General features: G+C 70.1%; 15 protein-coding genes. 5 read left to right on the top strand and 10 right to left on the bottom strand.

Annotated features, from left to right (window positions below; all coding sequences use genetic code 11):
• Positions 1-670: fasciclin domain-containing protein (locus EAD89_RS27860; protein WP_233579212.1), on the top strand; the 670-nt coding region annotated here is incomplete at its 5' end.
• A 6-nt stretch (positions 671-676) separates the two neighbouring features.
• Here EAD89_RS27860 and EAD89_RS27865 read toward each other — a convergent pair.
• Positions 677-1,681, bottom strand: a complete 1,005-nt coding sequence (locus tag EAD89_RS27865) for a tyrosine-type recombinase/integrase (RefSeq protein ID WP_121677775.1) — start codon at positions 1,679-1,681, stop codon at positions 677-679.
• Positions 1,682-1,736: 55 nt separating this feature from the next.
• Between EAD89_RS27865 and EAD89_RS27870 the strand changes: the two genes are divergently transcribed.
• On the top strand, positions 1,737-2,342 hold the full coding sequence (locus EAD89_RS27870; RefSeq protein WP_233579213.1) for an AAA family ATPase: 606 nt from the start codon (positions 1,737-1,739) through the stop codon (positions 2,340-2,342).
• 341 nt (positions 2,343-2,683) lie between these two features.
• Positions 2,684-3,520, top strand: a complete 837-nt coding sequence (locus EAD89_RS27875) for a hypothetical protein (RefSeq protein WP_121652951.1) — start codon at positions 2,684-2,686, stop codon at positions 3,518-3,520.
• A 176-nt stretch (positions 3,521-3,696) separates the two neighbouring features.
• Here EAD89_RS27875 and EAD89_RS27880 read toward each other — a convergent pair whose 3' ends face one another.
• Genes EAD89_RS27880 through EAD89_RS27890 form a run of 3 tightly spaced genes read right to left on the bottom strand, consistent with a single transcriptional unit; the run spans position 3,697 to position 6,128 of the window.
• Positions 3,697-4,488 carry an ABC transporter permease gene (locus tag EAD89_RS27880; protein ID WP_121677777.1) on the bottom strand — a complete coding sequence of 264 codons (792 nt, stop codon included), beginning with the start codon at positions 4,486-4,488 and terminating at the stop codon, positions 3,697-3,699.
• Positions 4,485-5,450: an ATP-binding cassette domain-containing protein gene (locus EAD89_RS27885; protein ID WP_121677778.1), complete on the bottom strand. Its 966-nt coding sequence runs from the start codon at positions 5,448-5,450 to the stop codon at positions 4,485-4,487. Before EAD89_RS27885 ends, EAD89_RS27880 begins: the two co-directional genes overlap by 4 nt.
• Before the next feature lie 12 nt (positions 5,451-5,462).
• Entirely contained in the window at positions 5,463-6,128 is a 666-nt protein-coding gene (locus EAD89_RS27890) for a DUF4097 family beta strand repeat-containing protein (RefSeq protein ID WP_121652954.1), read from the bottom strand.
• Positions 6,129-6,351: 223 nt separating this feature from the next.
• On the opposite strand from EAD89_RS27890, the gene EAD89_RS27895 reads away from it, so the two are divergent.
• Positions 6,352-7,104 carry a helix-turn-helix domain-containing protein gene (locus tag EAD89_RS27895; protein ID WP_121677779.1) on the top strand — a complete coding sequence of 251 codons (753 nt, stop codon included), beginning with the start codon at positions 6,352-6,354 and terminating at the stop codon, positions 7,102-7,104.
• 121 nt (positions 7,105-7,225) lie between these two features.
• Here EAD89_RS27895 and EAD89_RS27900 read toward each other — a convergent pair whose 3' ends face one another.
• The gene (locus tag EAD89_RS27900; RefSeq protein ID WP_121677780.1) at positions 7,226-8,008 is read right to left on the bottom strand and encodes a maleylpyruvate isomerase family mycothiol-dependent enzyme; all 783 of its coding nucleotides are present in this window, start codon (positions 8,006-8,008) and stop codon (positions 7,226-7,228) included.
• A 376-nt stretch (positions 8,009-8,384) separates the two neighbouring features.
• Here EAD89_RS27900 and EAD89_RS27905 point away from each other — a divergent pair, with 376 nt between their 5' ends.
• Positions 8,385-9,029, top strand: a complete 645-nt coding sequence (locus EAD89_RS27905; protein ID WP_121677781.1) for a DUF1062 domain-containing protein — start codon at positions 8,385-8,387, stop codon at positions 9,027-9,029.
• A 75-nt stretch (positions 9,030-9,104) separates the two neighbouring features.
• Here the strand turns inward: EAD89_RS27905 and EAD89_RS27910 are convergent, their stop codons facing one another.
• From EAD89_RS27910 to EAD89_RS27930, 5 genes are all read right to left on the bottom strand, one after another.
• Entirely contained in the window at positions 9,105-11,498 is a 2,394-nt protein-coding gene (locus tag EAD89_RS27910) for an excinuclease ABC subunit UvrA (protein ID WP_121677782.1), read from the bottom strand.
• Positions 11,499-11,604: 106 nt separating this feature from the next.
• Positions 11,605-12,096, bottom strand: coding sequence for a pyridoxamine 5'-phosphate oxidase family protein (locus EAD89_RS27915; protein ID WP_121677783.1), 492 nt, complete (start codon positions 12,094-12,096; stop codon positions 11,605-11,607).
• A gap of 18 nt (positions 12,097-12,114) precedes the next feature.
• The gene (locus EAD89_RS27920; protein WP_074312294.1) at positions 12,115-12,525 is read right to left on the bottom strand and encodes a VOC family protein; all 411 of its coding nucleotides are present in this window, start codon (positions 12,523-12,525) and stop codon (positions 12,115-12,117) included.
• Positions 12,526-12,530: 5 nt separating this feature from the next.
• A complete protein-coding gene (locus tag EAD89_RS27925) occupies positions 12,531-12,980 on the bottom strand; it encodes a helix-turn-helix transcriptional regulator (protein WP_121677784.1) in 450 nt (149 codons plus the stop codon).
• A gap of 97 nt (positions 12,981-13,077) precedes the next feature.
• On the bottom strand, positions 13,078-14,521 hold a 1,444-nt coding region (locus EAD89_RS27930), incomplete at its 5' end, for a beta-N-acetylhexosaminidase (protein WP_121677785.1).

Consider the following 14,521-nt stretch of genomic DNA (forward strand, 5'->3'; position numbering starts at 1 on the left):
CCCCCGACCCGTGGAGCCCGCCGTGCCGCAGACAACCCGCCCCCGGTCTCGCGCCCTGCGCCTCCTCGTACCGGCCCTGCTGCTGGCCACCACCGCCTGCACCGCCGCCGCCACAACGGACACCGCACCACCGGCCAACACCAGCGCCCCCCAGGTCACCGGACCACTCTGCGCCGCCCTGCCCACCGGCACCGACCCCGGCAACCCGACCTTCCTCGCCGACCAACCCGTCGACCAGGCGCTGCGCTGGATGCCCACCCTCACCACCTTCGAGGCGGCCGTACGCACCAGCGGCGTCCTCGCCGACCTGCCCACCGGCACCGGCGTCACCATCCTGGCGCCCTCCGACGACGCCTTCGCCGCCAAGTTCTCCGAGGACAACTGGGACAACCTGATGGCCCGCCACACCGACCAGCTGCGCACCCTGCTCAAGGCACACCTGATCGCCGGAATTCACCCCATCGACGACCTGGCGGCCGCCGGCACCGCCACCACCCTCGACGGCACCACGGTCACCCTCACCCGTACCGGACCCACCACGCGCGTCGCCGACCGGGCCGACGCGGTCTGCGCCGACTACCGGGCCACCAACGCGCGCATCCACATCATCAACGCCGTCCTCGGCCCACTGCCCACCACCGCCAACGACACCGACCAGCGGGCCCACTGACCGCACTCACCGCGCCTGGCCCACCGACCCCAGGGCGGCCAACGCCCGGTTGGTGCGGTTGGCCCGCACCGCGTCGCGCTGCTGATCGGCCGTCACCTCGATGTACGTCTGCGACGACGCCAACGACGCGTGCCCCAGCAACCGCATGATCTCCGCCGCGCTCGCCCCGTCCTCGGCCAGCCGCGTCGCGAACGTGTGCCGCAGCGCGTGCAACCGCGCGCCACGCGGTACCCGGTCACCGATCCCCGCCCGCCGGTAACTCGACTCCACCAGATACTGGAGCCCACCGCGGCGCAGCGGCTCACCCCGCCGGTCCACCAGCAACGCCGAGTCCGGGCGTACCGACCGGGACCCGAAACGCCGGACCCGACTGTCCAGGTAGTCCACCAGCACCCGGTCCAGGTCCGCCTCGATCGGCACCACCCGGGGCCGGCCACCCTTGCCCACCACCTCAATTCGCCGCTCACCGAGCCGACCGGCCAGCGAGCCGACCCGCAACGCCAGCAACTCCGACAGTCGCAACCCCGCGCAGAGCGCCACCGCCAGCACCGCCACGTCCCGCTCCGGCCACGGGTCGCGCTGCCGACCGTCGTCGCGCGCGGCCGAGGCGAGCAGCAGCTCGGGGGTGTCCGCCCCGCGCAGCGGCTTCGGCTGGGGGAGCAGGGCCCGGGGCCGGCCGACCGCCGGCATCGGATTACCCGCCACCACCCCGTCCGCCACGAGGAACGTGAAGAAGCTGTTCCAGGTGGACCAGGCCCGGTGCACCGACGCGGGCGCGCGGGGCGCGGCGAACCGGGCGAACGCCGCCCGCATCACCCGGGGGGAGAGATCGGTGATCGACAACGCGGCACGGGGGAGGGGAGTGGCGACGTCCTCGGCGATCAGGGCGGCCACCGCGTGCAGGTCCCGCCGGTACGCCGCGAGGGTGTGCGGGGACGGCTTGCGCGTCGCCCGGGCGGCCAGGAACTCCTCGATCAGCACCCCGAGCGATTCGTCCTTTTTGTCATGCATAAGGGATATTATGCAGCTTTTTCGCGTTCACTGGCAAGGGGAGAGGGGGAGCGCGGTGACCCAACCGAGGCGCTATGTCCTGACCGGAGGCCCGGGAGTCGGCAAGACCACGCTGATCCAGGCGCTGCGCCGCCGAGGGCACCTGGTGGTCCGGGAGGCGGCCACCGACGTCATCGCGGCCCGGCAGGCGCAGGGGTGCGCCGAACCCTGGCGGGAACCGGAATTCGTCGACGCCGTCGCCCGACTTCAGCACCGCCGCCGGATCGTTGCCGACGCGGACGGCGACCTGCAGATCCATGACCGGTCACCGTTGTGCACGCTCGCTCTGGCTCGCCACCTGGGCCGGCCGGTCGGGCCCGACCTCGCCGTCGAACTGGACCGGATCGTCCGCCAGCGGTCGTACCAGCGGCTGGTGTTTCTGATCGGCCCACTGGGCTTCGTCACGCGCACGGCCGCCCGCCAGATCGACTACGCCGAGTCGTTGGCCTTCGCCCGTGTGCACGAGCAGGTGTACGCGGCGTACGGGCACCGGCTGGTCGACGTGCCGGCCGGCCCGGTGCACGAGCGGATCACGCTGATCGAGCAGCACCTGTCCACCCCGACGAGGGGACTCCCAAATCGCCTTACTTTACATAATGTACATTATCGAATCCGAGACTGACGGGCTGTCACCAGGTCTCGGGCCTTCTACGGACGCTCAGCTGGTGGTGGTCCAGAGCATCCGGTCCCGTGCGGTGGTCCAGACGGTCGCTAGGAGTGTTGTGACGTAACTCTGCGGGCCGCCCGTGCTGTTCGCCTTCCCGACTGTCCAACAGGGCCACCCGTACGGCCCTCATGATCTTGGAGGCCCTTCTGGGCACGCGATGTGGCGAAGGTCCGGACGCCTCTCCCTCGAGAGATGTCGGCGCGAGGGTGTCCCCCCGCTGTGGACCGTGTGGGATAGCGTGTCGCCGGTCTATTTGGGGAGATCCCCAGCATCCTTCGGGGGAAAGAAGCTGTCACGTGTCATTTTGGAAGAAGACCACGGTTGTAGCGGTCTCGGCGCTCACGGCCCTCGCCGTATCCGCCTGCGGCGTGCAGTCCGGCTCGTCCGACGCGCCGAAGCAGCCCAACGTGCTGGAGCTGCTCGCCAGTGACCTGAAGGGGTCGTTGCAGAAGACGATCGACACCACCGACAAGACCGATTCGGTGACCCTGACGATGACGGGCACGGCGGGCGGCGAGAAGATCTCGATGCAGGGCGTCCTGGACCTGGGTGACCCGGTCAAGGCCGAGATGACGACGGCGGGTCCGGGTGGCACCCCGACCACCGTGCGGATGATCGGCGCCGTGATCTACGTCGAGATTCCGGAGAAGGACCGCGCGAGCACGAACGGCAAGCGCTGGATGAAGATGGACCTGAGCGCGGTCAGCGAGCAGGCGGGACTGAACTTCACCAAGCAGTTCGAGGACGCCGACCCGACCAAGCAGGTCAAGACGCTGCTCGCCTCCGAGGGTGTGTCGGTCGTCGGTGAGGAGACGGTGAACGGGGCGCCGACCGTCCACTACACCGTCACGACTCCGGTGGGGACCCACTTGAAGCAGCTCGATGCCGAGGTGCGGTCGGGCGTCGAGAAGCAGTTCGCCAAGGAAGGCGTCAAGGACATCAAGATCGACCTGTGGGTCGACGAGCAGTACCGGCCGCGCCGTGCGGGCATGGTCATGGGCACGATGGGCGACATGGTGATCGACTACACCGACTACGACAAGGCGGTGACCATCGAGACGCCGCCTGCGGCGGAGACCGCCGACTTCGCCGAGATGCTTCAGGGCCTGAAGGACCTGGGCACGGGCAACTGACCGGAGCTGACATGGTGCCCGGCCGGCGAGGAGACTCACCGGCCGGGCATCGTCGTTTTGAAGGATTCGGTGCCGGCGGGGAAACGCCGACGGGCGGCGTACGCCGACATCGTGTCGGGGTACGCCGCCCTCGGGCGGGACGAGCTGCGGGAGGCGGTCCCCCGCTGCCCTGGTGGTTACCTCGGGTCGCGGTTGAACGTCGAGGTCGACCAGATGTAGCCGAGCACGGCGAGCCCCAGGCACCAGACGACCGCGAGCCACCCGTTGTGGCCGATCTCGCTGCCGAGCAGCAGCCCGCGCAGGGTTTCGATGGCGGGCGTGAACGGTTGGTATTCGGCGACCGGCTGGAGCCAGCCGGGCATGGCGTCGACCGGGACGAAGGCGCTGGACAGCAGCGGCAGCAGGATCAGCGGCATCGCGTTGTTGCTGGCGGCCTCGGCGTTCGGGCTGACCAGTCCCATGCCGACGGCGATCCAGGTGAGGGCCAGGGCGAAGATCACGAGCAGCCCGAACGCGGCGAGCCATTCCAGGACGCTGGCGTCGGTGGACCGGAAGCCGATGGCGACGGCGACGGCGGCGACGAGGACCACGCTCATGACCGATTGCAGGACGCTGCCGACGACGTGCCCGACGAGCACCGAACCGCGGTGGATGGCCATGGTGCGGAAGCGGGCGATGATGCCTTCGGTCATGTCGTTGGAGACGGACACCGCGGTTCCGATCACGGTGCTGCCGATGGTCATCAGCAGGAGGCCCGGGACGATGTACGCGATGTAGTCGGAGCGGTCGGCGCCGCCGCCGATGATGCCTGAGCCCATCGTGTCGCCGAAGACGTAGACGAAGAGCAACAGCAGCATGATCGGGGTGAGCAGCAGGTTGAGGGTGAGGGACGGGTAGCGCCGGGCGTGCAGGAGGTTGCGGCGCAGCATCGTGGACGAGTCGCGGGCGGCGAGGGAGAGGGTGCTCATCGGACGGTCTCCTTGGGCTGGTTGGGGATGGTGGCGGCGCCGCCGGTCAGGGCGAAGAACACGTCGTCGAGGTCGGGGGTGTGCACGGTGAGCTCGTCGGCTTCGATGGCGGCCGAGTCCAGTCGGTCGAGTATGGTGCGGAGCTCGCGCTGACTGCCGTCGCTGGGGATCTGCAGCGCGAGGGTCTCGTCGTCGCGGGTGGCGTCGTGCAGCGCGTTGGCGGCGGACTGGTACGAGGTGGGGTCGGTGAAGCGGAGTCGGACGTGTCCGCCGGGGATGAGCCGCTTCAGTTCCTTGGCGGTGCCCTCGGCGGCGATTTTTCCGTCGTTGAGCACGGCGATGCGGTCGGCGAGTTCGTCGGCCTCCTCCAGGTACTGGGTGGTGAGGAAGACGGTGACGCCGTCGGCGACGAGCTCGCGGATGATCTGCCACATGTTGTGGCGGCTGCGGGGGTCGAGGCCGGTGGTGGGTTCGTCGAGGAAGATGATCCGTGGGTTGCCGACCAGGGTCATGGCGAGGTCGAGGCGGCGCTTCATGCCGCCGGAGTAGGTGGAGGCGGGTTTCTTCGCGGCGTCGGTGAGGTCGAAGCGTTCGAGCAGTTCCGCGGCGGCGCGGCGGCCTTCGCTCTTGGGCAGGTGGTGCAGGTCGGCCATGAGGAGCATGTTCTCCTCGCCGGTGATCAGGTTGTCGACGGCGGAGAACTGGCCGGTGACGCCGATCGCGGCGCGGACCGCCTGGGGGGCGGTGGCGAGGTCGTGGCCGCCGACGTGGATGGCGCCGGAGGCGGGGTCGGCGGAGATGAGGGTGGAGAGGATCTTGACGGCGGTGGTCTTGCCGGCGCCGTTCGGGCCGAGCAGGGCGAAGATGGTTCCTTCGGCGACGGTCAGGTCGACGCCGTCGAGGACGGTCTTGTCGCCGTAGGACTTGCGCAGGCCGTTTGCCGCGATGGCCAGGTTGGTCATGGTGGGTGCTCCTCAGAGGCTGCGGGCGACGATGTCGCCGTGGGCGGTGGTGGCGTGGATGGTCAGGTCTGCGGTGCCGGCGGTGTTCATGAGGGAGTTGTCGATCCGGCCGAGGGTGGTGCCGGCGTCGAGGGAGGCGGAGACTCCGCGGGCGGCGCCGATCGACACGTTGCCGGCCTGGGTGCGCAGGACGACGGTGCCGCGTACGGCCTCGGTGATGTGGATGTCGCCCTTGACGGTGCTGATCTCCCCCGGCCCGTTCAGGCGGCCGACCGAGATGTCGCCGGCGGCGGTGGCGAGGCGCAGGCTGGCGGCCTCGTCGATTTTGATCGTGCCGTGCGCGCCGTCGTAGGCGACGTCGCCGAAGCGTCCGACGGCCCGAAATTCGGCGCTGGCCGTCTTCGCGGTGACCTGGGAGTTGGTGGGCAGTTGGACGGTCACCTCGATGGATCCGGAGTTTCCGAGGATCTGGTTCTTCGCCGAGGCCTTGATTCGCAGGACGCCGTCGCGGTATTCGACGGTGGTCTGCTCCGCGACCTTCACGTCGCGGGCCTTGGAGGCGTCCGCGGGCAGGACTTCGACGGTGGTGTCGGCCCGGTCGGCGGCGATGAACTGGACGCGGCCGGCGGGGATGTCGAGGACGGCGGAGATCGGGGTGGGGGTGTCGAAGTTCGGCATCGTGCTCTCCTCCTGCGTTTGTTTCTGACACCGGAAACGCTACGTTGCGTTCAGACATCAGGCAACAAGCTTGTTGCGTCCAGTAGGCATAAGCGCAGGTGAAGGCCGCATAATCGTTGCAACTATTGTGAATCTAACGCAACAGCAACGGTTGCGCCCGTTGCATTGGATTGGGAGTGAACGCTATGCTGGCGGTGTTCAGCAAGCGTGAAGGGAGATCGCGATGCCGGGAGGCAGGCTCACCCAGCAGGAACGCCAGCAGATCGCGCTGGGGCTGGCCGACGGGCTCGCGTACGCCGAGATCGCCCGGCGTCTCGACCGCCCCACCTCGACGATCACGCGTGAGGTGATGCGCAACGGCGGCCCCACCGGCTACCGCGCCGATCTGGCCCACCGCGCCACCGAACGCCGCGCGCACCGGCGCAGGCAGACCCCTCCCCCTGGGCCACAGACGTCCTCGCCGGACCACGGGCGCGACGCCGAGGCCGTGCGTGAGTACGAGGAGATGTTCACGACCCTCCTCATGCAGCAGGGCCTGCCCAAGATGATGTCCAGGGTGCTGACCTGCCTCTACACCGCGGACGCGGGCAGCCTCACCGCGTCCGAACTCGTCCAACGCGTCCAGGTCAGCCCGGCGTCGATCTCCAAGGCGATCGCGTTCCTGGAGAGTCAGGGCCTCATCCGCCGCGAGCGCGACGAGCGTCGCCGTGAGCGATACGTGGTCGACGACGACGTCTTCTACCAGGGCACGATCGCCGGCGCCCGAGCCAACGCCCAGCTCGCCGAGGTCGCACGGCAGGGCGTGGGCGTCCTCGGCCCCGGCAGCCCGGCCGCCGTCCGCCTGGAGAGCATCGCGCGCTTCGTCGACTTCATCGCCGAGAGCATCACCCGCGCTGCCGAGCAGGCCCGCGAGATCCTCTACACGAAACCCGACGCGGCTTCGGGCGGCACCGACGCGGCTTCAGATCGCGGATAGCGGGCCGCCGTGATGGTCGTGGCCCGTGGACGGCAGCAGCGCATCGGACGGGCCGTGGGCGTCCGGGGGTTGAGGAAGAGCGGTACAGCGGTCAGCGCTGAGGATGGTCCGTCGTCGCGTCCTATTCCTCCGGCTCCCAGGCGATCAGCTGGTCGAAGACCCGCCGGTCGCCGTCGAGCCGCAGCGAGTCCATCGGAATGCGGCCGTAGCAGAACATGACCAGCTCATGGGCCGTGCCCCGGGCGGAGGCATAGGCCGCCGCCTCTGGGCGGTCGCCGGCGACCGGCGTCAGGAGGCGGGCGGTCCGGGCGCCGTCGGCGGAGAACCAGAGCCGCCAGGAACGGCCCTCGGTGGCGTGGTAGTCGATGACCGCGGGCTTGTGCGGCCACGGGACCGTCGTCGCGACGCAGGTGGTCACGAACTCGTCGACACCGTCGAGGGCCACCTCGTCCGGCAGCGGCTGCGGGGCGCCCACGGCGACCTGGGCGTCGTAGGTGTGCACGGCGACCTGCTGGAGCTGGTGCCGGGCGACGGCACCAGTCGTCTGCGGCGACTGCGACGGACCCCACCACGTCCAGCAACCACGATCCGGGCCGGCCTCCCGCAGCGCGTCCAGCAGCTCCCCCGTCGACGCGGCGAACCAGGCCAGCAGGGCCTCGCGCTCCCGGGGCGGCGCCACCGGGGCGGACATCGCCGGCGGAGCGTCGGCGGGCCCCGCGGCCACGATGGCGGCCCACTTGCGGCGCCCCTCGCCCAGGTGCTGCACCAGGTCGAACAATGTCCACTCGGGACACGTCGGCACCCGCACGTCGAGGCTGGGTGCCGCGGCGACCGCCGCCCGGAAAGCGGTCGATCGTTCGTCCATCAGCCGCAACAGGTCAGCGAACTCCAGAGTCTTTTCCACCGGGGCTTGGTACCACCCCCCTTCCGACAACCGCCAGCGGATTTCCCACCCCCGGCGGCGGGGCCACGCGGAAAATCCGTTGCCCGGCGGCCCACGGGTTGACCATGCTGACGCGCATGGATCAGTGACCAGTGGCGCACGTGCGCGATGAAGACGGGTTCGAGTCGCCTCCCCGTCTCCGTCCGCCGTGCCACTCGAAGCCCGCGCCGCGTGAGGAGTGCGGGCTTCCTTCACGCGACGTGATCTGCGACGTCGCACCAGCCGGCGTGCTCCCCGCCGAGACGCCGGCTGCCCGCCACTGGATCCGGGCGGCATCCCCCGGCGCGCCATCGCGCTGCCGGGCGCCTCCTGACTAGACCTTGGAATCGCTGAAGCCATGAACAGTTCCCGCCATATCCGCGTGCCGGCCCACGGTCGCGGACCCGGCATCGACCGCAAAGCGCTGTGGGTGGTCAGCGAGCTCGGACTGCCCACCATCGTCAAAACCTGCGTGTCATGCAGGTCCACGCGGCACCGTCCCACCGGCAAGATCCGGGTCAACGCGAACCACAAGCTGCTCGACGTGTGGCTGCTGATCTGCTGCGACCTGTGCGGCCGCACGTCGAAAATCCCCGTCCACGAGCGCATCAACGTGCGGGCGCTGGACAACGAACGGCTACTGATGTTCGAGAACAACGATCCGGCCATGGTGCGACAGCTGACCATGGACGCGATGCTCGCCCACAAGGCCGCCTACCAGCTCGACTGGACCGGCACCTGGCAGCTGGACACCGACATGCCGTTCTACGACCTCCAGCGCGAGGATGCCGCGCCACTCGAGGTCATCATCAGGTTCGAGCTCCCGGCACCCATCCGGGTCGAGAAGCTGCTCACCGCCGGGTTCGGCCTGAGCCGTCCCGCCGTGCGAGGCATGGTCGACTCCGGGCGCATCCGCCTGCCCCTGCCCATCGACGCCAAGGCCCGCGAGGACTTCACCTTCCTGGTCGTCACCGCCCCACCGCGGTCACCCGAGCGGGCATGAGGTGCCGCCCCACGGCGCGATGACCTGCGCCGTGGGGCGGCCCGTACCCTCCGGCCCGCCTGCGCCCGTCGATGGTCAGGCGCCGACGTACGCCGCGAGGTGCTGGCCGGTGAGGGTGGAGCGGGCGGCGACGAGGTCGGCCGGGGTGCCCTCGAAGACGATGCGGCCGCCGTCGTGGCCGGCGCCGGGGCCGAGGTCGATGATCCAGTCGGCGTGCGCCATGACCGCCTGGTGGTGTTCGACGACGATGACCGACTTGCCGGAGTCGACGAGCCGGTCGAGCAGGCCGAGCAGGTGTTCGACGTCGGCGAGGTGCAGGCCGGTGGTCGGCTCGTCGAGGACGTAGACGCCGCCCTTCTCGGCCATGTGGGTGGCCAGCTTGAGCCGTTGCCGCTCGCCGCCGGACAGCGTGGTGAGCGGCTGGCCGAGGCTGAGGTAGCCGAGGCCGACGTCGGCGAGCCGTTCGAGGATGGCGTGTGCGGCCGGGGTGCGCGCCTCGCCGGAGCCGAAGAACTCTTCGGCCTCGGTCACTGACATGGCGAGCACCTGGCTGATGTCGCGGCCGCCGAGGTGGTATTCGAGCACGGAGGCCTGGAACCGCTTGCCTTCGCACTCCTCGCAGGTGGTGGCGACGCCCGCCATCATCGCCAGGTCGGTGTAGATGACGCCGGCGCCGTTGCAGGTGGGGCAGGCTCCCTCGGAGTTGGCGCTGAACAGGGCGGGCTTCACGCCGTTGACCTTCGCGAAGGCCTTGCGGATCGGGTCGAGCAGTCCGGTGTACGTCGCCGGGTTGCTCCGCCGCGAGCCGCGGATCGCGCCCTGGTCGACCGAGACGACGCCCTCGCCGGCGGGGATCGAGCCGTGCACGAGTGAGCTCTTGCCGGAGCCCGCCACGCCGGTGACCACGCAGAGCACCCCGAGGGGGATGTCGACGTCGACGTTCTGCAGGTTGTGCGCCGTCGCGCCGCGGATCTCCAGAGTGCCGGTGGGCTTTCGGACGGTGTCCTTGAGGGCGACCCGGTCGTCGAGGTGGCGGCCGGTGACGGTGTCGCTGGCGCGCAGCCCTTCGACGGTGCCCTCGAAGCAAACAATGCCGCCCGCCGTGCCGGCGCCGGGGCCGAGGTCGACGACGTGGTCGGCGATCGCGATGGCCTCGGGCTTGTGTTCCACGACGAGGACGGTGTTGCCCTTGTCGCGCAGACGCAGCAGCAGGTCGTTCATCCGCTGGATGTCGTGGGGGTGCAGGCCGATGGTGGGCTCGTCGAAGACGTAGGTGACGTCGGTCAGGGAGGAGCCGAGGTGGCGGATCATCTTGGTGCGCTGCGCCTCGCCGCCGGACAGGGTGCCCGACGGCCGGTCGAGCGAGAGGTAGCCCAGCCCGATCTCGACGAACGAGTCGAGGGTGTGGCGCAGTGCGGCCAGCAGCGGCGCCACGGACGGCTCGTTGAGGCTGCCGACCCATTCGGCGAGGTCGCTGATCTGCATGGCGCAGGCGTCCGCGATGTTGATGCCGTCGATCGTCGAGGAGCGCGCCGCCTCGCTGAGCCGGGTGCCGTCGCACTCGGGACAGGTGGTGAAGGTGACGGCCCGGTCGACGAACGCGCGGATGTGTGGCTGGAGCGCTTCCTTGTCCTTGGACAGGAACGATTTCTGGATCTTGGGGATCAGCCCCTCGTAGGTGAGGTTGACGCCGTCGACCTTCACCTTGACCGGGTCCTTGTAGAGGAAGTCGTGAAGTTCTTTCTTGGTGTATTTGCGGATCGGCTTGTTGGGGTCGACGAAGCCCGACTCGGCGTAGACCCGGACGGTCCAGAAGCTGTCCGACTTCCAGCCGGGGATGGTGAAGGCGCCTTCGGCGAGGGACTTGGAGTCGTCGTAGAGCTGGGTGAGGTCGATGTCGGAGACCGAGCCGCGCCCTTCGCAGCGTGGGCACATGCCGCCGGTGATGGTGAAGGTGCGGCGCTCCTTCACCGTCTTTCCGCCGCGCTCCATGCTGACCGCGCCCGCGCCGCTGATGGAGGCGACGTTGAAGGAGAAGGCCTGCGGTGAGCCGATGTGCGGCTTGCCGAGCCGGCTGAAGAGGATGCGCAGCATCGCGTTGGCGTCGGTGGCGGTGCCGACGGTGGAGCGGACGTCGCCGCCCATCCGCTGCTGGTCGACGATGATGGCGGTGGTCAGGCCGTCGAGCACGTCGACCTCGGGCCGCGCCAGCGTCGGCATGAAGCCCTGCAGGAACGCGCTGTAGGTCTCGTTGATCATCCGCTGCGACTCGGCGGCGATGGTGCTGAACACCAGGGAGCTCTTGCCGGAGCCGGAGACGCCGGTGAACACCGTCAGCCGGCGCTTCGGCAGCTCGATGCTGACGTCCTTGAGGTTGTTCACGCGCGCGCCGTGCACGCGGATCAGGTCGTGGCTGTCCGCGATGTGCGGCGCAGGCGACTGCGTGTCCGTCCTCGTGGCCCTGCTCATCGTGTCTCCATCTGTCGGGCGGGACCGCCGTCGCGGTCCCCGTCGGCGTCGCCCGGCGGGGTCGTGGTCAGCGTCGCGGAGTGCGGCAACCACGGTATCCGCAGGGTCAGACGATCCAGCGGCCGTCGCGCATCAGGTCGCGCCCGGAAATCTCGTTCGCCTCGCGCCACGCCTGGATGCGGCGGGGGGAGATCCGGAACCAGTGGTACGGCGTGGTCAGCGCGCGTGGGTCGAAGCCGGTGTGCGCGGCGAACCGGTCACCCCGCTCCCGCGGCAGCGCGTCGATCTCGAGGACCTCGACGTCGCCCTCGATCATCGACACGTCGCGGGTGTGGCCCAGGGCCAGCCGGGCGGCCCGGGTGGCAGCCAGGTTCCGGCCGGTCGGGGTGTCCGCAGCCGTGGCCAGGAGCAGGGTCTCGCCGTCCCAGTGGAAGGACAGTGGCACCAGGTACGGCGTGCCGTCGGCCGCGGCGCTGGCCACCCAGACGTCGATGTCGTGGGTGAGCCGGTGCTCGGTGTCGCGACGACGTTGAGCGGGCGGGCGGGGATCGGCGCCCTTGTCGTGCGGCGGCTCGGGGGCGTCGTCCGTGGGGGTCATGGCTGGGGTCACCACGGTTCAGCGCAGCTCCTGGATGCGGATCATGTTGCCCGCGGGGTCGCGGAAGGCGCAGTCGCGCACGCCGTACGGCTGCTCGGTCGGCTCCTGGACGACCTCGGCGCCGCTGCCCTCCAGCTTGGCGAAGGTGCCGTCGAGGTCGGCGGTGGCCAGGTTGACGCCGAAGTAGCTGCCCTTGGCCATCATCTCGAGGATGGTGCGGCGCTCGTCGTCGGTGAGGCCGGGGCTGGCGGTGGGCGGGTGCAGGACGATGGAGGTGTCGGGCTGCCCGGCGGGGCCGACCGTGATCCAGCGCATGCCCTCGTAGCCGACGTCGTTGCGGATCTCGAAGCCGAGGGTGTCCCGGTAGAAGGCCAGGGAGGCGTCCGGGTCGGTGTGCGGAAGAAAGCTCGAGTGAATGGTGATGTCCATGGCGGTCACGCTAGTTGCGGCTGGGCGGCCCGCGCTTCTCGATTCCTGATCGGTCTGGTGACCTGCTTGGCGACGCACGCCGGCATCCCCGCGGTGGCGGCCGCCGCCCGGTCCCGGTAGACGCTGGGCGGCACACCGACGAGTTCGGTGAAGCGGGTGCTGAAGGTGCCCAGCGACGAGCAGCCGACCGTGAAACAGACATCGGTGACGCTCAGGTCGCCGCGGCGCAGCAGCGCCATGGCGCGTTCGATGCGCCGGGTCATCAGATAGGCGTACGGCGACTCGCCGTAGGCGGCGCGGAACTGGCGGCTGAGGTGCCCGGCGGACATGTTCACGCCACGGGCGAGCGCCTCGACGTTCAGCGGCTGGGCGTACTCCCGGTCGATCCGGTCGCGGACGCGGCGCAGGCGGGCGAGGTCACGCAGGTGCTGCGCCTCGTCGGGTCTGCTGGTCACGTACGAAATGGTGCCATGGTGTGGCGGTGTCGCCCAGCAGGACGGGCGGCGTGGTGGGTCCGGGCCCGCTCGGCCCGGACCCACCATGCTCGTCCGGTCAGAGCCAGGGCACCTGCGGGGACGGGTAGAAGTCGACCCCCTGCAGGCGCCACCGGGGGCCCTGCTGACCCAGTCTGGTCCGGAACGACTCCCAGTCGTGGCTGGCCGCCGTCGACCAGCCCAGCTCGGCGATCGCGGGCAGTCGCGGGAAGGCCATGAACTCGATGTCGTCCAGGCTGCGCAGCGTCTCGGACCACAGCGGCGCCTCGACGCCGAGGATCGCGTCCTCGCCGACGCCGGTCACCCGGGTGGCCGGGTCCCAGCCGTACGCGTCGGACACCTCGATGAGACCGGCCCAGCGCAGCCCCAGGCGGGTGTTGGCGTCGTACTTCATGTCCAGGTAGGTCTTGTTGGCCGGCGACATGATCACCTTGTTGCCCCGGGCGGCGGCGTCGGCCACGTCGGCGTTGGTGGTGCCGGTGCCCCAGAACTGCGCAACGACGTCGGTGGGCGGGTCGACCTGCGTGACCTCGTTCCAGCCGGAGGCGCGCTTGCCGTACTTCGCGACCAGCGGCAGGACCCGCTGCATGAACGTGCGGTAGTCCTCGTCCGTGGTCGCGTGCGCCTCGTCGCCGCCGATGTGCAGGTACGGCCCGGGAGTGATCGCGGCGAGTTCGCGGATGACGTCCTCGACGAACCGGTAGGTCAGCTCGTCGCCGATGCACAGCGAGCTGTAGCCGACCGCCGTGTCGGTGCGCGGGGCCGGTGCGACGCCGTCGCAGTTGAGCTCGGGGTAGGTCGACTGGGCGGCGTTGGTGTGCCCGGGCATGTCGATCTCGGGGACGATGGTGATGTGCCGCGCGGCGGCGTGGGCGACAACGGCCTTGTAGTCGGCCTTGGTGAGGAACCCGGGCCCGACACCGTCGACTCCGGTGCCCGGGCCGCCACCGACGGTGGTGAGCCGCGGCCAGGAGTCGATCTGGATCCGCCAGCCCTGGTCGTCGCTCAGGTGCAGGTGCAGGTAGTTGACCTTGTACTGGCTGAGCAGGTCCACGTACGCGTTGATCTCGTCGACGGTGTGGAAGTGCCGGGCCAGGTCGAGCATGGCGCCGCGGTACGCGAAGCGCGGGTAGTCGACGATCCGTCCGCCGGGCACGGTCCAGGTGACGCGTTGCCGGTTGGACGCCTCGATCTCGGCGGGCAGCAGTTGGCGCAGGGTCTGCGCGCCGGCGAACAGCCCGGCGGGGGTGTTGGCCCGGATCGTCACCCCGTGGCGGGTGACGTCGAGCTGGTAGCCCTCCTGGCCGACGCGCCCGTCCGCTCCCCCGATGACCAGGGCGATCTCGGGCAGCGGCGTCGAGCGCACGGGCAGCACCGGCAGGGGGTAGCCGGTCGCGGGGCGCAGCGTCTCGGCGAGTTGCCGCCCCACCTGCCAGGCGGCGGTCGAGCCGGGTGAGGTGCGGATGACGGTCAGGGGGCTGAGGCGGAACGAACCCCGGGGG

This window comes from Micromonospora sp. BL4 (assembly GCF_003667505.1).
In the GTDB taxonomy this organism is placed as follows: domain Bacteria; phylum Actinomycetota; class Actinomycetes; order Mycobacteriales; family Micromonosporaceae; genus Micromonospora.